The organism is Mesorhizobium sp. M0954, from assembly GCF_040319155.1.
Classification (GTDB): domain Bacteria; phylum Pseudomonadota; class Alphaproteobacteria; order Rhizobiales; family Rhizobiaceae; genus Mesorhizobium.
Genome location: NZ_JAMYNR010000005.1, coordinates 237,844 through 258,426, shown reverse-complemented (window position 1 = coordinate 258,426; position 20,583 = coordinate 237,844). Strand labels below are relative to the sequence as shown.

General features: G+C 62.8%; 21 protein-coding genes. 11 read left to right on the top strand and 10 right to left on the bottom strand.

What is annotated here, in order from left to right; translation table 11 throughout:
- Positions 1-94: 94 nt before the first annotated feature.
- Both NKH93_RS09575 and NKH93_RS09570 read right to left on the bottom strand, forming a co-directional pair.
- Positions 95-1,516, bottom strand: a complete 1,422-nt coding sequence (locus NKH93_RS09575) for a glutamine synthetase family protein (RefSeq protein WP_352540365.1) — start codon at positions 1,514-1,516, stop codon at positions 95-97.
- A 14-nt stretch (positions 1,517-1,530) separates the two neighbouring features.
- A complete protein-coding gene (locus NKH93_RS09570) occupies positions 1,531-2,913 on the bottom strand; it encodes an aspartate aminotransferase family protein (RefSeq protein WP_352970015.1) in 1,383 nt (460 codons plus the stop codon).
- 156 nt (positions 2,914-3,069) lie between these two features.
- On the opposite strand from NKH93_RS09570, the gene NKH93_RS09565 reads away from it, so the two are divergent.
- Positions 3,070-3,525, top strand: a complete 456-nt coding sequence (locus NKH93_RS09565) for a hypothetical protein (protein WP_352970013.1) — start codon at positions 3,070-3,072, stop codon at positions 3,523-3,525.
- 8 nt (positions 3,526-3,533) lie between these two features.
- On the opposite strand, the gene NKH93_RS09560 is transcribed toward NKH93_RS09565, so the two are convergent.
- Both NKH93_RS09560 and NKH93_RS09555 read right to left on the bottom strand, forming a co-directional pair.
- Positions 3,534-4,508 (bottom strand): WD40 repeat domain-containing protein, encoded by a 975-nt coding sequence (locus NKH93_RS09560; RefSeq protein ID WP_352540368.1) that lies wholly within the window; start codon positions 4,506-4,508, stop codon positions 3,534-3,536.
- Between the two features lie 144 nt (positions 4,509-4,652).
- Complete coding sequence (locus NKH93_RS09555; protein ID WP_352818669.1) at positions 4,653-5,726, bottom strand: CobW family GTP-binding protein; 1,074 nt, start codon at positions 5,724-5,726, stop codon at positions 4,653-4,655.
- Between the two features lie 197 nt (positions 5,727-5,923).
- Between NKH93_RS09555 and NKH93_RS09550 the strand changes: the two genes are divergently transcribed.
- Together NKH93_RS09550 and NKH93_RS09545 are read left to right on the top strand one after the other, a co-directional pair.
- Positions 5,924-6,646 carry an intradiol ring-cleavage dioxygenase gene (locus NKH93_RS09550; RefSeq protein ID WP_352818666.1) on the top strand — a complete coding sequence of 241 codons (723 nt, stop codon included), beginning with the start codon at positions 5,924-5,926 and terminating at the stop codon, positions 6,644-6,646.
- Between the two features lie 202 nt (positions 6,647-6,848).
- Positions 6,849-7,331, top strand: coding sequence for a MarR family winged helix-turn-helix transcriptional regulator (locus NKH93_RS09545; RefSeq protein ID WP_254816029.1), 483 nt, complete (start codon positions 6,849-6,851; stop codon positions 7,329-7,331).
- A 1-nt stretch (position 7,332) separates the two neighbouring features.
- On the opposite strand, the gene NKH93_RS09540 is transcribed toward NKH93_RS09545, so the two are convergent.
- Positions 7,333-8,205, bottom strand: a complete 873-nt coding sequence (locus NKH93_RS09540) for an AraC family transcriptional regulator (RefSeq protein ID WP_352970011.1) — start codon at positions 8,203-8,205, stop codon at positions 7,333-7,335.
- Between the two features lie 52 nt (positions 8,206-8,257).
- Between NKH93_RS09540 and NKH93_RS09535 the strand changes: the two genes are divergently transcribed.
- The 5 genes from NKH93_RS09535 to NKH93_RS09515 all read left to right on the top strand — a co-directional run bounded on the left by NKH93_RS09535 (position 8,258) and on the right by NKH93_RS09515 (position 12,365).
- On the top strand, positions 8,258-8,665 hold the full coding sequence (locus tag NKH93_RS09535; RefSeq protein ID WP_352540372.1) for a DUF2000 family protein: 408 nt from the start codon (positions 8,258-8,260) through the stop codon (positions 8,663-8,665).
- A gap of 197 nt (positions 8,666-8,862) precedes the next feature.
- Complete coding sequence (locus NKH93_RS09530) at positions 8,863-9,747, top strand: DMT family transporter (RefSeq protein WP_352540373.1); 885 nt, start codon at positions 8,863-8,865, stop codon at positions 9,745-9,747.
- A gap of 68 nt (positions 9,748-9,815) precedes the next feature.
- Positions 9,816-10,838, top strand: a complete 1,023-nt coding sequence (locus NKH93_RS09525) for a LacI family DNA-binding transcriptional regulator (protein ID WP_352540495.1) — start codon at positions 9,816-9,818, stop codon at positions 10,836-10,838.
- The gene (locus NKH93_RS09520; protein ID WP_352540374.1) at positions 10,835-11,815 is read left to right on the top strand and encodes a 2-hydroxyacid dehydrogenase; all 981 of its coding nucleotides are present in this window, start codon (positions 10,835-10,837) and stop codon (positions 11,813-11,815) included. The genes NKH93_RS09525 and NKH93_RS09520 overlap by 4 nt, the downstream gene beginning before the upstream one ends.
- A 154-nt stretch (positions 11,816-11,969) precedes the next feature.
- Positions 11,970-12,365, top strand: a complete 396-nt coding sequence (locus tag NKH93_RS09515) for a hypothetical protein (RefSeq protein WP_352469876.1) — start codon at positions 11,970-11,972, stop codon at positions 12,363-12,365.
- Between the two features lie 14 nt (positions 12,366-12,379).
- Here NKH93_RS09515 and NKH93_RS09510 read toward each other — a convergent pair whose 3' ends face one another.
- Complete coding sequence (locus NKH93_RS09510) at positions 12,380-13,153, bottom strand: gamma-glutamyl-gamma-aminobutyrate hydrolase family protein (protein WP_352540375.1); 774 nt, start codon at positions 13,151-13,153, stop codon at positions 12,380-12,382.
- A gap of 284 nt (positions 13,154-13,437) precedes the next feature.
- On the opposite strand from NKH93_RS09510, the gene NKH93_RS09505 reads away from it, so the two are divergent.
- Positions 13,438-14,547: a TRAP transporter substrate-binding protein gene (locus NKH93_RS09505; protein ID WP_352540376.1), complete on the top strand. Its 1,110-nt coding sequence runs from the start codon at positions 13,438-13,440 to the stop codon at positions 14,545-14,547.
- A 65-nt stretch (positions 14,548-14,612) separates the two neighbouring features.
- Here the strand turns inward: NKH93_RS09505 and NKH93_RS09500 are convergent, their stop codons facing one another.
- The 4 genes from NKH93_RS09500 to NKH93_RS09485 all read right to left on the bottom strand — a co-directional run bounded on the left by NKH93_RS09500 (position 14,613) and on the right by NKH93_RS09485 (position 19,124).
- Positions 14,613-15,635, bottom strand: coding sequence for a zinc-dependent alcohol dehydrogenase family protein (locus tag NKH93_RS09500; RefSeq protein WP_352540377.1), 1,023 nt, complete (start codon positions 15,633-15,635; stop codon positions 14,613-14,615).
- Between the two features lie 16 nt (positions 15,636-15,651).
- On the bottom strand, positions 15,652-17,430 hold the full coding sequence (locus tag NKH93_RS09495; protein ID WP_352970044.1) for a TRAP transporter large permease: 1,779 nt from the start codon (positions 17,428-17,430) through the stop codon (positions 15,652-15,654).
- The gene (locus NKH93_RS09490) at positions 17,430-18,014 is read right to left on the bottom strand and encodes a TRAP transporter small permease subunit (RefSeq protein ID WP_023676252.1); all 585 of its coding nucleotides are present in this window, start codon (positions 18,012-18,014) and stop codon (positions 17,430-17,432) included. The genes NKH93_RS09495 and NKH93_RS09490 overlap by 1 nt, the downstream gene beginning before the upstream one ends.
- Before the next feature lie 204 nt (positions 18,015-18,218).
- Positions 18,219-19,124: a branched-chain amino acid ABC transporter permease gene (locus NKH93_RS09485; protein ID WP_352469880.1), complete on the bottom strand. Its 906-nt coding sequence runs from the start codon at positions 19,122-19,124 to the stop codon at positions 18,219-18,221.
- 140 nt (positions 19,125-19,264) lie between these two features.
- Here NKH93_RS09485 and NKH93_RS09480 point away from each other — a divergent pair, with 140 nt between their 5' ends.
- Together NKH93_RS09480 and NKH93_RS09475 are read left to right on the top strand one after the other, a co-directional pair.
- Positions 19,265-19,873: a CGNR zinc finger domain-containing protein gene (locus tag NKH93_RS09480; protein WP_352469881.1), complete on the top strand. Its 609-nt coding sequence runs from the start codon at positions 19,265-19,267 to the stop codon at positions 19,871-19,873.
- Positions 19,866-20,396, top strand: coding sequence for a hypothetical protein (locus tag NKH93_RS09475; protein ID WP_352452209.1), 531 nt, complete (start codon positions 19,866-19,868; stop codon positions 20,394-20,396). Before NKH93_RS09480 ends, NKH93_RS09475 begins: the two co-directional genes overlap by 8 nt.
- Positions 20,397-20,583 lie beyond the last annotated feature (187 nt).

The window sequence follows — 20,583 nt, the reverse complement described above, 5'->3', positions numbered from 1 at the left end:
GCAAATCAGACACGCAATGAGCAAAGCCCGCCGAAGGTTCCGTTGAAATTATTCCGCATGGGCCTTCACCGGCGGATGGCTGACGATGTGATGCCTACACCTCGTGCAGATAGAGGTGATAATCCAGTTCGCTGACCGTGCGCGCCACGCGCAGATATTCCGACTGCTTGATCGCCACGAACGTCCGGTGCAGGTCTTCGCCTAATGCGCCCTTGAGGAAGGTCGACGCCCTTGCCGCCTCGATCGCGGCACGCCAGTCGACCGGCATCGTCGTGCGCGTGACGGCCGATTCGTAGCCATTGCCGGTGGTTTCGGGACCGGGATCGAGGCCTTCGTCGAGGCCCTTGACGACACCGGCCAGCACCGTTGCTGCCACTAGGTAAGGATTCGCGTCGACGCCCGATGGCCGGTGCTCGATGCGGCGGTTCCTGGCATCGCCGGCCGGCACACGCAGTGCCACCGAACGGTTGTTGACGCCCCAGGTCGGCGCCACCGGCGCATAGGACTGCGAGACGAAGCGCCGCCATGAATTGGCATGCGGCGCGAAGACCAGCATCGATTCCGCCATCGTCTGGATCAGTCCGCCGAGGCCGCGCAGCAGCGGCAGCGACCAGCTTTCGCCGCCGGTTTCGGCAAAGACATTCTTGCCGGCATCGTCTAGCAGCGAGACGTGAAAATGCATGCCCGAGCCGGCATATTTCTCGATCGGCTTGGCCATGAAGCAAGCGGTGACACCATGACGGCGCGCCTGCGCCCGCACCAGTCGCTTGAGCATGACGAGATCGTCGGCCGCCCGCATCACATCCTTGCGGTAGTTGAGCGTCAGCTCGTACTGGCCGGGCGCATATTCCGAGATGACCGTCTCGGCCGGGATGCCTTGCACCTTGGCTGCGGCGTAGATGTCGGAAAACAGCGGCTCCATGCCGTGCAGATGGTCGACGGAATAGACCTCAGTCTTGGCCGAGCGGCGTCCGTCAAGCACCGCGTGCGCCGGCTGCACCTTGCCTTCGGCGTCGCGCTCGTTGGCGAGCAGGAAGAATTCGAGCTCGAAGGCGCCGGCCGGATGCAGGCCCTGGGCCGCGAGGATGTCTACCTGGCGGGCGAGTGCCAGCCGCGGGTCGGACGACATCGGCTGGCCATCGAGATGGTACATCGCCATCAGCACCTGACCGCGCGGCGGCTGGGTGCCGAACAGCGGCACCAGTGTGCCGGGGATCGGCCACGCCCGCAGGTCGCCGTCGCCCGTCGTCCAGATCAGCCCGGTCTCGTGAACATCCTCGCCGGTGATGTCGAGGCCGAGGATCGAGATCGGCATGTGCCGGCCCCCCTCGAAGATGCTCATCAACTCATGCCGGCGCACGATCTTGCCGCGCCCGACGCCATTGGCGTCGGTCAGCACGATGTCGAACGCTTCGATCTCGGGATGAGCGTCGAGAAAGGCCAGCGCCTCGGCGGGCGTCGAGCCCGAAGGGGATGCCGTGACCAGGTTCAAACTTTGCTTGGGCGCTTGTTTCATGCCGCAAGCTTGTCTCACGCCGTAAGCTTTGCCGCAACCGCGCCGAAGGCAGTGATCAGCCGGTTCACCTGGGCGGCGCTGGTCGCAGGAGAGATCAGCATCATGTTGTGGAAGGGTGCGATCAGCACGCCGCGATTGACCAGCGCGACATGGATTGCCGCCTCGAGCTCCGGCACGTGCGCAGCCTCCGCTTCGCCGCCGTTCCTCAGCGGGCCCGGCGCGCAGATGAACTCGACACGGGCACCGACGCGAGCAACATGCCAGGGCAGACGATAGCGATCGATGACGGCGGTCAGCCCGGCGTCGAGCCGCCGCGCCAGATTGTCCATATGGCTGTAGTTCTCGTCGGTCATGACATATTGGAGCGTGGCGCGCATCGCTGCGAATTGCAGCGGATTGGCCGACAGCGTTGTCCCCATGCCGGAGTAGCCGGGCTCTTTCCGGCTGATATAAGCGGCATAGCGGGCCGCAACGTCTTCGCTCATGCCCCAGACGCTCGCCGGTACGCCGCCGGCAATCGGCTTGCCCAGCACGAACAGGTCCGGCTCCAGCCCGTATTTGCTTGTATAGCCGCCGGGACCGGTCGAGATTGTATGCGTCTCGTCGATTAGAAGCAGCGTGCCGGTCGCACGGGTGAGACGCCGCAAGCCATCATGAAAGCCGGCTTCGGGCAGCACCATGCAGGAATTGGTCAGCACCGGCTCGGCGATGACGCAGGCGACATCGTTGCCCCGGAGTGCTGCGTCGAGCGCCGGCAGATCGTTGAACTCGACGACATCAGTCGCCCGCGTCAGGTCGCGGAACTCGCCGGCCAGTCCCGGTCGATTCACCGCTTTCCCGGCGACCAGCCGCACCATCGTCTCGTCGACCGAGCCATGATAGCAGCCGTTGAAGACCAGTATCTTCTCCCGGCCGGTAACGGCGCGGGCAACCCGCAGCGCGAAGCGGTTGGCATCGGTCGCCGTCGTCGCGATCTGCCACGACAGCAAACCGAAGCGCTGCTGCAGCAACGGCCCGATGGCGAGCGCGTTCTCGGCAGGCAGCATGTAGGTCAGGCCGCGTCCGGCCTGCCGGCGGATGGCGCGGGCGACGGGCGGCGGCGAATGACCGAACATCGAACCGGTGTCGCCAAGACAGAAATCGTCGAGCCGGTTGCCGTCGATATCTCTGATGGTGGCGCCCCTGGCACTATCGACGAGGATCGGGAACGGCGTCGGCCAGTCGTTCATCCAATGCATCGGCACGCCACCGAAGAAGCCAGGCAGGCCGTTGCCGATTTTCGCCATCGATTTCGGCCGCGCCCGGCGGAAGGCTTCTGCCTCGGTCTCGCGCAACTCGGCGATCCGGGCCGGGCCGATGCCGCCGATGGAAGTCTTTGAATGGTTCATGACGTTCATGGCGGCCCTCTCAGTCGCACATTAGACAATCGGCGGCCGCTACCGCAATTGGCCGGGCGGCTGCCCTGTGTTGGGTCAGCGTCATTTGCATGAAAACAGGCGCTTGACCGCGAGCCGCCTTCGGGCGCCAATGGTACTTCGGCTGGAGGGGATAAGATGGTGCGGGCGATCGTCTGCGCAACAACGCTGCTGTCGTCGGTTGGTGCGGCTCTGGCGTCCGGCGGCATCTGGTGTTCCGCCGAGGATGCAGCCGTCAAATTTCAGGTCGGTGCCGGGGTCACCAGAGGCATGGGCGGGCCGACCTTCAATTTTAGCGGTGAGCTCGAGATTCTGGGCAGGCCGGCTGCCGACAGTCTGCGCAAGACGGTGTTCGAGGATCAGAACCTCACGCAATATTGGCTCGACAACAAGGAATTGCGGCTGCTCGTCTACCACGAACGGCAGGTCGAAAACGCCTACGGCTATGTCGAACTGGCGATCCTGACCAAGGCCAGCGACGAAGGCGTCTATGACGGTCGCTATTTGCTCTCAATCCATGATGTAACGGCCGATGCCGAAAAGGACGGCAAGCAGGCTGAATTGACCGGCAAAGTATCTTGCGGAGCCGAGTAAGTAACAGGCTACGCCGAAATATCGATGACGCCGCAGTCGCCCGCAGCGCTGCCAAAGGCGACGCGGCGCTCTTCCTTGTCCCACATCATCGAAGTGACGGCGCCCTTGCCCGGCCGGCGCAACAGCACTTCCTTGGCGTCGGCGAAGCGCACCGCCATCACCATCCCGTCATCATAGCCGATAGCAACGACGTCCTGGCTCGGGTGACAGGCGACGGAGGTGACCATCGCATTGCCGCGCGTGCCGAGTTCCAGCGGCGCCTTGCCCATCGGCCCGTCTTTGCCGGAAAACGGCCAGACGATCGCCGCCGGTGCGCCGGAACTCGCCAGCCATTTGCCCTTGGCGCTCCACGACAGGCTTTTCACCTTGCCGGGGTAGCCGGACATGCGCATGTGCTTGCCGTCGGCGAGCTTCCAGCCATGCAGCGCGTTTTCCTGCATGGAGGTGACGACGAAGCCGCCGTCCGGCGAGAAGGTGATGCCGGTGTGGGCGCCGGCCCATTCGAGCTCGACCGGCTTGCCGTCGGCAGCCGGGAAGTGCAGCGTCGCGCCATTGTAGCGGGCAACGCCGAAGCGCATGCCTTTGGGCGAGAAGGCCAGCCCCTCGACCGAGCGCGGATGCGAGAATTCCCTGGTCTTGCCGTCGGCAAAACGCACATAGGCAATCTTGCCCGAAGCATAGGCAACAGCGCCTTGCGGCCCGGCGGCGACGCTGGTTATCCATTTTTTGCCTGCGGTCGCCAATTCCGTTGTATTGCCGCCTGGGGTCACGGCAAAGATCCTGCCGTCCTCACCACCGGTGATCAGTCGGTCGTTTGCCGCATCATGGAAGGCGGCGAGCATTCCGTCATTGGCCTGCACCGTCTTGTGGCCGTGGTCGAGCCGATGGATTGTGCCGTCGGCCAGCGCAAAATGCGGCACGTCGCCGAGAAACACGGCGGCGAGGCAGTGGCCTTCGAGATCGAGCGGGGCGACTGTCGGCATGAGAGATCATTCCGTTCGAGATTTCTGCTGCCTCACCCTTAAGGGGTTGAGCTGCGGGTCTCAACCCGTGCTTCGGATCGTGGTGAGGAGAGACCGCCAGCGTTTAGGCTGCACTTCTCCCAGAAGGAAGAAAGGGCAGCTAAATCAAGCGGCCTGGCAGGCCTCGAAGCTTGTCTTCAGTCGCTCGGCGTCGAGTTCGCGGCCGATGAACACCAGCCGGCTCTCGTGCTTCTCGTTGTCCTTCCAGGCGCGCTGGTGGTCGCCCTCGATGATCATGTGCACACCCTGGATGACATAGCGCTCGTCATCGCCTTTCAGCGCAATGATCCCTTTCAGCCGCAGGATGTTCGGGCCTTCCATTTGGGTGACCTTCTCGATCCACGGGAAGAACTTTTTCGGGTCCATCTCGCCGCCGCGCAGCGACACCGACTGCACAGTCACGTCATGGATGTCGGAAGGGTGCGCATGATGATGCCCGTCATGATCGTGGTGATCATGGCCGTCGTGATCATGGTGATGGTGGTCATGATCATGATCATGATCATGATGGTCGTGATCGTCATGCGCCTCGAGGAAGTGCGGATCGTTCTCCAGCGCCCGGGACAGGTCGAACGCACCGCGATCGAGCACCTCGGACAGCGCCACGCTGGCGCGCGTGGTGCGATGGATTCGTGCCGCCGGGTTGATGGCGCGGATCGTCGCCTCCACCTTGCTCAGCTCTTCGGGGGTGACCAGATCGGTCTTGTTGAGCACGACGACATCGGCAAAGGCGATCTGGTCCTCGGCCTCGCGGGAATCCTTGAGGCGCAGCGGCAAGTGCTTGGCGTCGACCAGCGCCACCACCGCATCGAGCCTGGTCTTCGAACGCACGTCGTCGTCCATGAAGAAGGTCTGCGCCACCGGCACGGGATCGGCGAGGCCTGTGGTCTCGACGAGGATGGCGTCGAAGCGGCCAGGCCTGCGCATCAGGCCTTCGACGACGCGGATCAGGTCGCCGCGCACGGTGCAGCAGACGCAGCCATTGTTCATCTCGTAGATTTCCTCGTCGGATTCCACGATCAGCTCGTTGTCGATGCCGATCTCGCCGAATTCATTGACGATGACGGCGTAGCGCTTGCCATGGTTTTCCGAAAGGATGCGGTTGAGCAGTGTCGTCTTGCCGGCGCCGAGATAGCCGGTGAGGACGGTTACGGGGATCTGCGTCTGTGCGTCGCTCATATTGTGCCTCGAATAGGGATTGTCGGCTCCATATAGGATGTGTGCTCGGCTTTTGCACGAGGCAAACCGGTGGGCCAAAGAGGGGCTGGTATTGCCGAACTTTCCTCACATTACCGAACTTTCATTGGCGCCGCCTGACAGCGGGCCCTAGATAGGCGGGGTCATTTACGGAGCTGTTCGCGTTGAAGAGGCGCCAGATGTCCGACAAGTCCTTGCCACTAAGCCGTCGGCAGGCGCTCGGTCTCGTTGCGGTTACCGCTGGCGGCATATTCCTGCCCGCCGGTGCAAGGGCCGGGCAGGTTTCGCCCTATGCCGGGCTTGCTTTGTTCGAGGCCGGTGCCGGCGTCTGCGCCATCACGCCCGAGGTCACCGAAGGGCCGTTCTATTTCGACCCGAAGCTCGAACGCGCCGACATCACCGAGGGCAAGAAGGGCATCGCCCTCAATGTGCGGCTGCAAATCGTCGACGCCGCCTGCCGCCCGCTTCCCGGCGCACGCGTCGATATCTGGCATTGCGATGCCCAGGGCGCCTATTCCGGATATCCCGGACAGGGCGACGGGCAGGATATCGACACGTCCGGCCAGAGCTTTCTCCGCGGCTGGCAGAGAACCGATGAAAGCGGCATCGCTTCTTTCGCCACCATCTATCCCGGCTGGTATCGTGGCCGCACCACCCACATCCATTTCAAGATCTTCCCCGACGACCGCTCGGTGATGACCGGCCAGATGTTCTTCCCCGACAGCCTCAGCGAGCAGATATTCGCCACCGTCGCGCCCTATAAAGATCGCCCCGGCAAACGCGATACATCGAACGCGCGGGACGGCATTGCGCGGCAGGCCGGGCCGCTGTCGCAGGCAGCGCTGCGGGAAATGGCGGACGCCTATCAGGCGTTGATGGTGGTCGCGGTGAAACCTGGTTGAGAACACCTCGTCACGTCCCCATCCAGCCATTGCGGAAAGTCGTTTGTCATCTAACTGAAATAAACATCTGGCATTAGCCACGGCGAACACCGCGAAGCTTGCCGGCAAAGCTATTTTCCGAGCCGGAATGTTTCGATCGTCATTGCCAATCGGCGGCCTGCTTCTATGCTGGCCGTTCCGGTTCGGCCGAGGAGGGATGAGCATGGCCAAGGCGGACAAGACTGCAACAATGAGCCGGCTGCATTCGGCGGCGCGGCTGGCGCGCACGGCGCTCGCCGCCCGGCTTCTGGCGCATGGTTTCTATGCCGGCCAGGACCAGATCATGCTGGCGCTCGACCGCGAGGATGGGCAGACGCCCGGCAACCTTGCCGGCCGCCTCGGCGTGCGGCCGCCAACCATCACCAAGACCATCAACCGGCTGCAGGCGCAGGGCTTTCTGGAGAAGCGGGCCTCGTCCGCCGATGCCCGCCAGGCGCATATTTTCCTCACCGACACCGGCCGCGAAATCATCCACGCCATCGAGAAGTCGGTGAAGAAGACCGAAAAGCAGGCATTGAAGGGTCTCGACAAGAAGGACCAGAAAGCGCTGTTCAAGCTGCTTGCCCGCGTCGAGGCGAACCTGTCGAACGGCGAAATGGTGCTCCCGGATGACGAACTGGATATCGAAGACAAGATGCTTGAATAGCTCACGCGTTCGCCGCTGACGGCCGCCGCGTCAGTGCCGACCAACGTCCCGGTGTGACACCGAACGCCTTCTTGAAATGCCGATTGAAATGGCCTTGATCACTGAAGCCGGCTGCGATGGCGATTTGCGCCAGCGGCTCGTCGGCTTCGATCATCCGACGGGCCCGCTGAAGCCGGCGCATCACCAGGAACCGGTGCGGGCTGGTGGAGAAGGTGGCGCGGAAATGCCGCGAAAGGGCATAACGGTCCAATCCGGTTATCGCCTCCAATTCATCTGAACGTACAATCCGCGCGACATTTTCCTCCAGATAGTCGCGCGCCAGGCTGGCGGCGCGCCACGCCGTTTTCGCTACCGGTTTCGCCGGCTGACCGGCGTGCCGGGCCAGGCTTTGCATAAGCTGCGTCATGAAATCGACGACAAACAGCTCGTCCAGTTCCTGATCCAGCGGCCCGAGCGCCGAAAGCAGCGTCGCGCGGAGATCGCGGTCTGTCACCACGGCATTCCCGACGAATGGCAGTGATCCGCCGCCGAGACAATCGAGCATCAGGGACGGCTCCAAATAGAGCATTCTGTATCGCAAGCCGTCTTCGGTGCCGGCACCGCCATCGTGCAGTTCGTCGGGATGAAGGATAATTATCTGGCCGGGCAAGCTCTTGTGCATTTGGCCGCGATAGCGGAAGCGCTGCACGCCATAAAGCGTCACCCCGATCGCATAGGTGTCGTGGCGATGGAGATCGAAGGCATTGCCGTGGAACCGGGCCTCGATGCGTTCCATCCCGGCAGCACCGGGTGCCGGTACGATGCAGTTCTCGGCTGCATCCACGCACAAACGTCCAAGACCCTGAAAGGCTTCCCGGTCTAGATCGTGCGCCATAACTTCACTCGCAGCCTCGGATTGGCCCCCTTTTCGGATTGGAAACTGTCGCATGTTCGATACGAAATTTGCAATCGTCCTCAAGGATGATCTTCCCGTCTGGCAAAAGCTCAATGTCACCGCCTTTCTGACCAGCGGCATCGTCGCGCAATTTCCCGACATTATCGGCGACCCCTACCGTGATCGCGCCGGCAATATCTACAACCCGCTGTCGATCCAGCCGGTCATCGTGCTTTCGGCGGACGGCCAGACGCTCGTCGCGATCCAGAGGCGGGCGCTGGAGCGTGGTGTGACGGTTTCGCTCTATGTCGAGGAAATGTTTTCGACCGGGTATGATCTGGCCAACCGCGCCGTCTTTGCCGAATTTGCGCCGGAGGATGCCAAGGTGGTCGGCATCGCGCTTCGCGCCGAAAAGAAGCTCGTCGACAAGATCACCAAGGGCGCCCGCATGCACGCCTGAGTCGTCGGCCACTAGGTCGGCCACTGGGAAACAAACTGAGCCTGTCGGCGGCTGTCGTTGTGCCAGCCTGTTTTGGCTTGCCCGCAGGCGACAATTACCGCATTGGTGAGGGACCGCCTTGCTTCCCGTCCGGCCTGAAATTGAATGCTCCCCCAAGACATGACGAAAGCGCGACATCGCCAGCGGCGATCGTGTGCATGCTTTCCGTCTATGTGTTTTTCACCTTCCTCGACACCAGCAGCAAGTACCTTGTGCTGGCCGGCGTCTCGGCGCTGATCGTCGCCTGGACCCGCTTCGCGGTCCATGTGCTGATCGTCGGCGTCTTTCTGCGCGGATGGCGCGAGCCGCTGCGCTTTCGTCCCGCCAACCTGCCGGCGCACATCACGCGCGGTCTGCTCCTGTTCGGATCGACGATGTTCAACATTCTGGCGCTGCGGACGCTGCAACTGGCGGAAACCACCTCGATCTACTTCTTCGGCCCGATGGTGATCACCGCGCTTGCCGGTCCGTTGCTCGGCGAATGGGCTGGCTGGCGGCGCTGGCTGGCCATCATGAGCGGCTTTGTCGGCGTCCTCATCATCACCCGGCCGGGCGTCGGCGTTTTTGGCGTCGGCCATCTCTTTGCGCTCGGCTCGATGCTATCGAACAGTTTCTACGTCATCATGACGCGCCGCATGTCGGCTACGGAAACCTCGGAAAGCCTGATCCTGTTTTCGGCGCTGGCGCCGGCCGTGCTGCTGCTGCCGACACTGCCGTTTTCGCCTTCGCTGCCGCAGGATGGCTGGCACTGGTTCATATTGCTGATGCTTGGCGTCTTCGGCGCCATCGGTCATTGGCTTCTTGTGCAGGCCTATCGCCTTGCCACCACCACGGCCCTGGCTCCCTATCCCTATTCGCAGATGATCTGGATGATCATCTCCGGCCTGATCGTCTTCAACCAGTTTCCCGATCGCTGGACGCTGGCCGGTGCCACAGTCATCGTCGCCAGCGGCCTCTACATCGTTCACCGCGAGCACCGGCTCCGCTTGCGCAACCGCGCAACGCTGGGCGCGGAGGCGGAAGCGCTGGCAAAAAAACTTTGATTTGCTCGGAATCGATGGCATAAGAGCCGGCCTTTAAACAGTTTAAATTGCTTCGGGAGCGCAGGGCGCTGGCACAGAAGATCAAGCTTTCGACCATCGCGGATGCGCTCGGCGTGTCCACGGCCACGGTCTCGCTGGCCTTGCGCGACAGCCCGCTGGTCGCCGGCGGCACCCGCGATCGCATCAAGGAACATGCACGCGCCATCGGCTATATCTACAACCGCCGCGCCGCCAGCCTGCGCACCTCGCGCTCGGGCATAGTCGGCGTCGTCGTCCACGACATCATGAACCCGTTCTTTGCCGAGATATTGCGTTCGATAGAGAGCGAGCTCGACCGCAGCCGGCAAACCTTCATCCTGTCGAACCACTACGACCAGCTCGAGAAACAACGCACTTTCATAGACACGCTTCTGCAGCTTGGCGCTGACGGGGTCATCATGTCGCCGGCCATCGGCACGCCGCCCGAAGACATAATCTTGGCCGAGGAGAACGGTCTCCCGGCAGTGCTGATTGCACGCACCGTCGAAGGTGCCGACGTGCCGGTGTTTCGCGGCGACGACGCCTATGGCACCGGGCTTGCCACCAACCATCTGATCTCGCTTGGCCACAAGCGCATCGCCATGATCGGCGGTACCGACCAGACGTCGACCGGCCGCGACCGCTATCAGGGATATGTCAACGCCATGGAGGCGGCAGGGCTTGAGGTCAGGCCGTCCTGGCGCATCCCCGGCCCGCGCACCAAGCAGGCCGGCTTCGAGGCGGCCGGGCAGTTCCTGGCGCTGAAGGACAGGCCGACCGCGGCCTGCTGCTGGAACGACCTCGTCGCCATCGGCCTGATGAATGGCATTGCCCGCGCCGGGCTGGTGCCGGGCATCGACATCTCGGTTACCGGCTACGACGACCTCGAGGAAGCGGCGATCGCCACGCCGGCGCTGACTACCGTGTGGAACGGCCAGCGCGAGGTTGGCCGCCGCGCCGCCAGCGCGCTGCTCGACAAACTCAACGGACAGACGGTGCGGCCGTCGCAGGAACTGATCAAGCCGGAACTGCATGTGCGCCAGTCGACCGGCAAACCGGTGGAACGTGCATGACAAAAACCGAACAGCAAGCTGTTACCATTCTGGTGCCGGGCCAGTTCAACGACCATGCGGTCGGCCGCATCGACGGGGCGTTCAGCCGCGTCCGGATCGAACGCGCCGATCCGTCGCTGGTCACCGACGAGATGCGTCATACGGTGCGCGGCATAGCCGCCTTTGGCGGCATAAGCGCCGCGTTGATGGACGCGCTGCCAAAGCTCGAGATTATCGCCAATTTCGGCGTCGGCTATGATTCGGTCGACATCCGCCACGCCGCACGGCGCGGCATCATGGTCACCAACACACCGGATGTGCTGACCGAAGAGGTCGCCGATACGGCGCTCGGCCTGTTGATCAATGCCGTCCGCGAACTGCCGCGCGCCGAGGCCTGGCTGCGCGACGGAAGCTGGCTGAGCAACGGCAACTATCCGCTGAGCCGGCTGACTTTGCGCGGTCGCCATGTCGGCATCTTCGGCATGGGCCGCATCGGCCTCGCCATTGCCCGGCGGCTCGATGCTTTCGGACTGCCCATCGCCTATCACAACCGGCGCCGCGTCGAAGGCCTGTCCTATGACTATCACCCGACGCTGAAAGGTCTCGCCGAGGCGGTCGACACGCTGATCTCGGTGGCGCCCGGCGGGGCCTCGACGGAAAAGGCCGTCAATGCCGAAATTCTCTCGGCTCTTGGGCCGAACGGCGTCTTCGTCAATATCGGCCGGGGCAGCACGGTCGACGAACCAGCCCTTGCCGCCGCACTTGCCAGCGGCAGCATCGCCGCTGCCGGGCTAGACGTCTTTGCCGACGAGCCGAATGTGCCAGCGGCGTTGCTTGCCGCGCCCAACACCTCGCTTTTGCCGCATGTCGGCTCGGCGTCCGAGCATACGCGCCGCGCCATGGCCGACCTTTGCGTCGACAATCTGGTCTCGTGGTTTTCGCAGCGCAAGGCGCTGACGCCGGTGCCGGAGACGGCAAATGTCAAGGCAAGGCCGTAAGCGGGCTGCCATATCTATTAACTTCAGCTTAACCCTTCGGAATCATTCTGGTCCCCTCGCAGTGTATGTCCGCCTGACAGGACATGACAGCAAGATGAAGCGCGCCTCCCTGATCTCTTCGAACCGGCGCGCTTGAAATGCGCGGAGAACCAGGATGAAGACGCTTCCTGCATTGATGGCAGTCGCTGTGCTGTTCGGCAGCGCCCAGCTGTTTTACGCCGGCAGCGGTGAAAGCCGTGCGGCCAGTGAGTCACCGCTTTCATCCGGCAACTACAGGCTGGTAGCCCATGGCAACGAGGGGTCTTGTGCGGTCAGCCGCGGCGCCGAGATTTCGCAAGGCCTGTCGCTGTTGACGGTCGCAGCAAATTGCCGCCGGGTGTTGCCCGGCGTCGAGCAGGCGAAGTTCTGGCGAGAGCAGGATGACGGCACGGTCACCTTCAGCGCCAACGGCACCGATCCGATCGTCATGTTCTCAGTCGCCGACGGCGATGGTTACGAATCCTACGCGCCGGCGCTGCCGCTGCTGACGCTGGCGTCAGCCGGCAACTAGCGAGCGCGGCAGGACTATTCCGCGGCTGCGCGCACACCCGATTTCGCCGCCTGATGCAGGCGCACCGCATCGCCGAATGCGCGAAATATCTTTACCGAGATACTGTCCGATTTGACCCAGTATTCGGGATGCCACTGGACGCCGACAGCGAAAGCCCGTGCATCGCGCACCGAAACCGCCTCGACAGTGCCGTCGGCGGCGACCGCTTCGACCTGCAGCTTTGGGCCAAGCCGGTCGATGGCCTGGCGATGCACCGAATTGACCATGATATCGCCGGCGCCGAAGACCCCGGCCAGGCAGCTGCCGGGTTTTATCGCCACGCTCTGGCGGATGGCGAAGCGTTCGTCCTGATTGTCGCTTGCCGGCGCACGATGATCGAGCGAACCGGCGCGTTCCTGGATTTCGGTGGCCAACGTGCCACCCAGCGCCACATTCATCTCCTGGATGCCGCGGCAGATGGCGAGCAATGGCACCCCGCGCTCCACCGCCCGGCGGATCAGCGGCAACGTCGTCGCGTCGCGGGCGGAGTCGTAAGGACCATTGGCTTCGCTGGCGTCACCGCCATAGAGCGAGGGATGAACGTTCGATTTGGAGCCGGTGACCATGACGCCGTCGACGGCGGAAAGCAGTTCGTCGAAGTCGAGCCGGTCGCCGAAGGACGGTACCAGCAGCGGGAACACGCCTGCACCCGAAAGCGCCGCTTCGAGATATTGCTGTGGCGCGGCATGCCAGGTGTAATTGTCGAACTGGCGGACATCGGTCGATACGGCGACGAGCGGCTGGTGCATTTGGTCCGGATCCCATCGGGTGCAACGAATTATCTGCCTGCAAAATAGGCGATCCGAAGGCGCATTTCCATGGCAAGTTTCGGCGTGTCGCGTAGGCCAGTTAATCGACCTTAGACTATAGTTGCAAGATCTGCCCCAACGCCGTGAATTTCCCCGAAATGCGCCACTCAAACCGGGCTGCCGTGCTGGACTCGACTCCTTGCCTGTGTATTGTCGGCTCGAAGCCGATCCGGGCGCCGAAGTGTCCCGAATGTCGGTCAGTGGATCCAAAAGGGAGGAACTTCATGGATCGTCGTTCGTTCATCCGCAAGGCCGGCACCACCGGTTTCGGCGCTGCGGCCGCTGCCGCGACACTTGCTGCGCCGGCCATCGCCCAGTCCAATCCGAAAGTGACCTGGCGACTGGCGTCGTCCTTCCCGAAGTCGCTCGATACGATCTATGGCGGCGCCGAAGTGTTTTCCAAGATGCTGTCGGAGGCGACCGACGGCAACTTCCAGGTCCAGGTCTTCGCCTCCGGCGAACTCGTTCCCGGCCTGCAGGCCGCCGATGCCACCACAGCCGGCACGGTCGAGGCCTGCCATACCGTGGCATATTATTACTGGGGCAAGGACCCGACGTGGGCGCTGGGAGCGGCGGTTCCGTTTTCGCTCAACGCGCGCGGCATCAACGCCTGGCACTATCATGGCGGCGGCATCGATCTGTTCAACGAGTTCCTGGCGACGCAAGGTCTGTTCGGGCTGCCGGGCGGCAATACCGGCGTGCAGATGGGTGGCTGGTTCCGCAAGGAGATCAAAACGGTCGCCGACCTTTCCGGCCTCAAGATGCGTATCGGTGGTTTTGCCGGCAAAGTGGTGCAAAGGCTCGGGGTGGTTCCGCAGCAGATCGCCGGTGGCGACATTTATCCGGCGTTGGAAAAAGGCACGATCGACGCCGCCGAATGGGTCGGCCCTTACGACGACGAGAAGCTCGGCTTCTACAAGGTTGCGCCCTATTACTACTATCCCGGCTGGTGGGAAGGTGGACCGACCGTCCATCTGATGTTCAACAAGGCGAAATACGACGAACTTTCGCCGGCTTACAAGTCGCTGGTGCATACTGCCGCTCAAGCGGCCGACGCCAACATGCTGCAGAAATACGACTATCTCAATCCGGCGGCGGTTAAGCGGCTGGTTGCCGGCGGTGCCAAGTTGAGCCCGTTCAGCCAGGAGATCATGGCCGCCTGTTTCGAAAAGGCCAACGAAGTCTATGCCGAGATGGAAGCCTCGAATGCGCCGTTCAAGAAGATCTGGGATTCGATCAAGGCGTTCCGCAAGGAGCATTATCTCTGGGCGCAGGTGGCCGAGTACAACTATGACACCTTCATGATGGTCCAGCAGCGCAATGCCAAGCTCTGATCCTGTTGCTTCGCGGCGCCAGTGTTCCTTTCGGAACACTGGCGCCGTAGCGCATTCATTTGCGATCAGTCGGGCACCACCACGACCTTGACCTCGCCTGGCGCCGGCGGGTTGGCAATGATCGCCACCGCCTCGTCGAGGCTGACCTGTCGTGATATCAGCCGATCTACTTCGATCGTCCCCGAGGCGATAAGATTGGCGGCCCGGCGATGGGTAAAGGGGTTGAGGAAGGAACCCAGGACCTTCAACTCACGGAACAGCAGATCGAACGGTTCGAACGCCACTTTCATGCCTTGCGGCATCACGCCGACGACGACGACGGTGCCGCCCGCTTTGGCCAGCCGCATCGCCTGCTCAACAGTGTCTTTCACGCCGGCGCATTCGAACACCACGTCGACGCCGCCCGGCATCAAACCCGACCGGCCGACGATCGCATCGATGACATCGAAGGCGCTGGGATCGAGCGTCGCCGTTGCGCCAAATTGCTCGGCAAGAGCCCGCCGCGAGGCCTGACGGGTCGACAAGATAATGGTCGTCGCACCGGCGAGCTTTGCCAGTTGAACGGTGAGCAGGCCGATCACGCCGCCGCCGAGCACCGCGACCGACGAGCCTGGTTTGATCGCGGCAAGGTCCACGCCATGCAGGCAGCAGCCGAGCGGCTCGCAGAAAGCACCATGCGTAGGCTTCAGATCGCCTGGCAAGACGAAGGCCTGTTTCTGGGGCAGGACAAGATATTCGGCAAAGCCGCCATCGCGATGGATGCCGATGGCGCGTAGATTGCCGCAGAGATTGACCCGGCCGGCCTGACAATGCTCGCATCGGCCACAGGCAATGTTGGGATCGCCGGTGACGCGGTCGCCGACGGAAAAGCCGGATACGGCAGGTCCGACCGCCTCGACGATGCCGGAGAATTCATGCCCGAGCGTCACCGGCGGCGTGCACGGGAATTCACCATGGAAAAGATGCCTGTCGGTGCCGCAGACGCCGCACGCCTCGATGCGCACCAGCAGATCGTTCGGCCCGGCGGTCGGTTTCTCGACCTCGCACACGGCGAGGCTGCCCACTCGCTCCAACCGAACCGCCTTCATGGCTGCCGGGCCTTCCTCAGTTGAAACTCGGTGGTTGCGACAGATCGATTGCCGGCGCCGCCGGTTTCGCGGGCGGCTTTTCGTCGAAGCTCGGCGGCTGCGACAAATCCGGTGGGGAAGGTGAGGCCGGGGCAGTGCCGCCGTTGGCCGGCGGCGTGCCAAGCGGCGACAAGCCGATGCCAGGCGTTTCCGGCACCTGGTAGTTGATGGTGCCAGGATCGACGACAGTGCCTTTGTAGTGCATCACCATCTGCGGGAAGGCGATGGTCAGGCCGATCATGATCACCTGGATGCAGACGAAGGGCACTGCGCCCCAATAGATCTGCCCTGTGGTGACGGGCGCGATCTGCTTGCCGGTGAGTCGGTCGAGATAGGGCACGCGCGCGGCGACCGAGCGCAGATAAAACAGCGCGAAGCCGAAGGGCGGATGCATGAAGGAGGTCTGCATGTTGACGCCCAAAAGCACGCCAAACCAGATCAGGTCGATGCCGAGTTTGTCAGCCGCTGGCGCCAAAAGCGGCACGATGATGAAGGCAAGCTCGAAAAAGTCGAGGAAGAAGGCGAGCACGAAGACGAGGATGTTGACGCCAATCAGGAAACCGACTTCACCGCCCGGCAGCGACGTCAACAGGTGCTCGACCCAGATGTGGCCATTGACGCCGTAGAAGGTCAGCGAGAACACCCGCGCGCCGATCAGGATGAACAGAACGAAGGACGACAGCCTGGTCGTCGAGGCCAGCGCCTGCTTGACCACGTCGAGCGACAGCCGCCCCTTCACCGCCGCCATTGCAAGCGCGCCGACGGCGCCCATGGCGCCGCCTTCCGTCGGCGTGGCGATGCCAAGGAAGATGGTGCCCAGCACCAGGAAGATCAGCGCCAGCGGCGGGATCAGCACGATGATCACCTGCTGTGCCAGTCTGGACATCAGGTTGATCTTCAGGCGCTGGTCGACGATCGCCACGACATAGATGAAGATGACGCCGATGGTGGCGCCGAGGATATCGGCGTTGCCGCCATGGTTCGGCGCGAGGTAGCGATACGCCGCATAGGAAACCACCACCGCCGCCAGCAGCGCCGCCAGCAGCGACAGCACACCGTGGCCGAGCGTGCGGACCTCAAGCGGCAGTGCCGGCATCGACTTCGGCCGGAAGATCGACATGAGCAGGATGTAGAGCATGTAGATGCCGGTCAAAATGAGCCCGGGGATCAGCGCCCCCTTGTACATATCGCCGACCGAGCGGCCGAGCTGGTCGGCCAGGACGATCAGCACCAGTGACGGCGGGATGATCTGGGCGAGCGTCCCGGACGCGGCAATGACGCCGGATGCCAGCCGCCGGTCGTAGCCGTAGCGCAGCATGATCGGCAGCGAAATCAGACCCATGGCAATGACGGAAGCCGCCACCACGCCGGTCGTCGCGGCGAGCAGCGCGCCGACGAAAATCACGGCATAGGCGAGGCCACCACGGACCGGTCCGAACAACTGGCCGATCGTGTCGAGCAGGTCTTCGGCCATGCCGGATCGTTCGAGCACGATGCCCATGAACGTGAAGAACGGGATCGCCAGTAGCGTATCGTTCGACATCACCCGGCTGCCGTAGAAATTATCCGGCAACGCGTGCAGCAACGGCCAGGCGAGATTGATCGAGCCGCCCGAATAGGGCGACAGAAGCACGCCGATGAAGAAGAACATCAGGCCGTTGGCGGCGAGCGAGAAGGCGACGGGATAGCCGATCAGCAGGAAGACGACCAGCGAGGCGAACATGATCGGCGCCATGTTCTGGGCGATGAACTCGATCACGAGCGCACCTCTTCGACGAGCGCCTTGGCTTCGAGCTCGGCCTGCTCATGCACCGATATGAACGGAGTGGGATCGTCCATCTGACCGCGCATGATGGCGATTTTCTTGATGATTTCGGAAATGCCCTGCAGCGCGAGCAGAAAAAAGCCGACCAGCAAAATCGCCTTCGCCGGCCAGATGATCAGCCCGCCGGAATTGTTCGACATCTCCCCGCTGCGATACGACAGCGACACATAGGGAACGAAATAGACCACCATCAACGTCACGAACGGCATCAGGAAGAAGACGTGACCGAAAAGGTCGATCCAGTGCTGCACGCGGCGCGAGAACATGCCGTAGACGATATCGATGCGGATATGGTCGTTCTGCTTCAGCGTGTAGGCGGCGGCCAGCATGAAGGCGGCGCCGAACAGATACCATTGCAATTCCAGCCAGGCGTTCGAGGACATGTCGAACACCTTGCGGATGACGGCGTTGGCGGCGCTTACCAGGATCGCCAGCAGGATCAGCCACGAAACCCATTTGCCGATGAATTCGTTCAAACGGTCAATGGTTCTGGAAAGAGCGAGAAGCCCTGCCATGCATTCCTCCCTTGTGTCAGAGCGCGGCGGTTCCCTGTCCGTCGTGTCGCTGTGGACCAACGGTATGCAGTGCGTGGTCCGGCTGGTCAACACGGGATAGCCCGCATAAACACAGTTGTGAGATGACGGGCGGCAAAATGCTGCCGCGTCCTTTGCATGTCCAAGGACATGCGGCGCTTTCATCCAAGCAAAGTCGGGTGCGGCTCAGGCGATCTTCTGTTGGTCGCGGCCGGCGCCGATCAGCACAAGCATGGCGACGAGGAACAGGTACATCCAGCCGTCCCGCCATTCGAGCGGGAAATAGCCGGCCCATAGCGATTCGGCCATGCCGAAAGCGGCGGCACCCAGTGCCGCCCGCAAAGGCGAGAGATAGCCGCCCACTGCGGTCACGAACAGGATCTTCAACCCGTAGACCAACCCTGTGCCGAAGCTGATGTTACCGTAGTAGAAGGCGGCGAGCACGCCGGCCAGTGCCGCGCAAAGGCCGCCGAAAAGCACCGCGTGCCGAAACACCGCACGAACATCGACGCCGCACATCGCAGCCGCCTTGGGATCGTCGGATACGGCGCGCCAGCTCCGGCCGAAGCTCGAATATGCGAAGCCCCAGGCAGCCAGCGCTATGGCCGCCAGTACGGCGGCGCAATCGAGCAATTGGATCAGCGTCAACGTCGCCTTGAAGCTGGCATTCTGCGCGAAGACGATGGTCTGGGCCAGCATTGGCGGCAACCATAGGTCATGGGTATCGGCGGCGATGCGGCTGGCTTCCGACAAGACCAGCAATATGCCGAGCGTCGTCACCACGATGGCGTTGGGCGAGCGGTCGGCCAGCGGTTCGAAGATACTTCGCGACAGGACATGGCTGAGCAGCGCCGCATAAAGGAATGCCGCAGCTACGCCGAGCGCGACCGATGCAAACAGCGTTAACCACAGGGCCTGATAGCCGAACGCCGCAGTGAGGATCATCGTATGCCCGCAAAAGGCGAACAGCGCGCCATAGGCAAGATTGGTACGGTGCAGGATGCCGTTGGTCAGCACGTAGCCGAATGCAAGCAATGCGTAGAGCGCGCCCGAATGCAGCCCGTTCAGAACCTGCTGGAAGAAATAGAGCATGCAAGACCCTCTATGCATGCCCCGCAATCGGGGCAGAGGTTTGGGACGAACGATATTCTCAGTACGGCGATCGCCTCAGTGACAAGCGTTGCACCCGGAATCTAACTTGTCAAACGCGAGTTATCAGTTAGATTCGCCATATGACAGTATCCTGGACTCCGCACCGCTTTACCGGTGGCATGCTGGCGCTCGATACGGCGAACACCGTCGTTTTGCGGAACGATCCGGAGAAAACTTTCGACCGTTTCGACGATCCGGCCGAGATCGCCCGCTTTGCCGAAGCCGCGAGTGCCTTTCGCGCCGCCGAGCTCGGTGGCAGGCGGCTCGTAGCGCCGGCGCCTGAAAAGATCGCACCGGTGGTGCTGTCGATCCGGGAGACGACCGATCGGCTGTTTCGCGGCGCGGTATCGAAAGGTGCGATCGCGACCGGCGATATGCCGAAATTCTTGGAAGCCTGCGCCGATGGCCTCGCTCATAGCCGCACCGAAATCGGCACGCCTGGAAAACCGTTCGGTGATCCGGCGACGCCGATTGCCTTCGAGGCCGCGCTTGCGGTCTCGGCGTTGTCGCTGCTGCGTAGCGACACCATTGCCAGGCTGAGGATATGTCCGAACTGCAGCTGGCTGTTTGTCGACAAAAGCCGGAATTCCAGCCGCCTCTGGTGCGACATGGCGGTGTGCGGCAACCGCCAGAAGGCAAACCGACACTATCGCCGCCGGACCGCGGCCAGGGAGGTCACCAATGTCTAGAAGATTCTCACGCGCGATGATTGTCGTCGCGGCGTTGTTCGCGGCGGCCGCGCTCGGCGCCTGCCGTGATTCCGGCAAGGACCAGTTGTTCGCCATTTCCGGGAAGCTGTTCGAGTTCAACTACCGGCTGGGTATCGCCACCTATGTCATCACTCTCAATCCGCTGCGGCCGGTGGGTGAGGGGCAGGTCGCTGTGGTCTCCTTCCAGAACCCGGCCGGCGGTGATCCGATCATCGTCACCCAGAAAATATGGCCGAAGCTGCCGCATGTGACGCTCACCAGCCCGCCGCTTACCTGCGTTGTCAAGGACAAGCCCTATGCGGTGTCGATCCGCATCGAGGATTCCAGCGGCAAGTTGCTGCAGAGTTTCGCGACCACTCTGACGTCCTCACTCGACCAGTCGGTCCTGCCCGACCGGCCTCTGGTGGTCGGGCCAGTCTACGAGCTCAACAAGGACCTGGCCGGCCATGTCGACGGCAAGCTGCCCGGTGAACCGAAGCCCAGTTGCCCAAAGGCTGCATGATGCATCACCAGCGGCACTGACCGCCGCCGGAATTTTTCATGCTCGGCCATCCTCCCCGACAGGCGTTTCGTGGCGCCACACGGCCGCGCACGGATCGTTTGTTGCGGACCGCCTGGCACCTTCGATTTTGTTTGACCTCCCCGGCAAGGGAAGAAAGACTGTGGGCACTCGACTCCGACGTTGGCCG

Bases quoted from the DNA above. Each gene is read 5' to 3' on its own strand.
- NKH93_RS09575 (WP_352540365.1), bottom strand. From the start codon at position 1,516: ATGAAACAAGCGCCCAAGCAAAGTTTGAACCTGGTCACGGCATCCCCT.
- NKH93_RS09570 (WP_352970015.1), bottom strand. From the start codon at position 2,913: ATGAACGTCATGAACCATTCAAAGACTTCCATCGGCGGCATCGGCCCG.
- NKH93_RS09565 (WP_352970013.1), top strand. From the start codon at position 3,070: ATGGTGCGGGCGATCGTCTGCGCAACAACGCTGCTGTCGTCGGTTGGT.
- NKH93_RS09560 (WP_352540368.1), bottom strand. From the start codon at position 4,508: ATGCCGACAGTCGCCCCGCTCGATCTCGAAGGCCACTGCCTCGCCGCC.
- NKH93_RS09555 (WP_352818669.1), bottom strand. From the start codon at position 5,726: ATGAGCGACGCACAGACGCAGATCCCCGTAACCGTCCTCACCGGCTAT.
- NKH93_RS09550 (WP_352818666.1), top strand. From the start codon at position 5,924: ATGTCCGACAAGTCCTTGCCACTAAGCCGTCGGCAGGCGCTCGGTCTC.
- NKH93_RS09545 (WP_254816029.1), top strand. From the start codon at position 6,849: ATGGCCAAGGCGGACAAGACTGCAACAATGAGCCGGCTGCATTCGGCG.
- NKH93_RS09540 (WP_352970011.1), bottom strand. From the start codon at position 8,205: ATGGCGCACGATCTAGACCGGGAAGCCTTTCAGGGTCTTGGACGTTTG.
- NKH93_RS09535 (WP_352540372.1), top strand. From the start codon at position 8,258: ATGTTCGATACGAAATTTGCAATCGTCCTCAAGGATGATCTTCCCGTC.
- NKH93_RS09530 (WP_352540373.1), top strand. From the start codon at position 8,863: ATGCTTTCCGTCTATGTGTTTTTCACCTTCCTCGACACCAGCAGCAAG.
- NKH93_RS09520 (WP_352540374.1), top strand. From the start codon at position 10,835: ATGACAAAAACCGAACAGCAAGCTGTTACCATTCTGGTGCCGGGCCAG.
- NKH93_RS09515 (WP_352469876.1), top strand. From the start codon at position 11,970: ATGAAGACGCTTCCTGCATTGATGGCAGTCGCTGTGCTGTTCGGCAGC.
- NKH93_RS09510 (WP_352540375.1), bottom strand. From the start codon at position 13,153: ATGCACCAGCCGCTCGTCGCCGTATCGACCGATGTCCGCCAGTTCGAC.
- NKH93_RS09505 (WP_352540376.1), top strand. From the start codon at position 13,438: ATGGATCGTCGTTCGTTCATCCGCAAGGCCGGCACCACCGGTTTCGGC.
- NKH93_RS09500 (WP_352540377.1), bottom strand. From the start codon at position 15,635: ATGAAGGCGGTTCGGTTGGAGCGAGTGGGCAGCCTCGCCGTGTGCGAG.
- NKH93_RS09490 (WP_023676252.1), bottom strand. From the start codon at position 18,014: ATGGCAGGGCTTCTCGCTCTTTCCAGAACCATTGACCGTTTGAACGAA.
- NKH93_RS09485 (WP_352469880.1), bottom strand. From the start codon at position 19,124: ATGCTCTATTTCTTCCAGCAGGTTCTGAACGGGCTGCATTCGGGCGCG.
- NKH93_RS09480 (WP_352469881.1), top strand. From the start codon at position 19,265: ATGACAGTATCCTGGACTCCGCACCGCTTTACCGGTGGCATGCTGGCG.
- NKH93_RS09475 (WP_352452209.1), top strand. From the start codon at position 19,866: ATGTCTAGAAGATTCTCACGCGCGATGATTGTCGTCGCGGCGTTGTTC.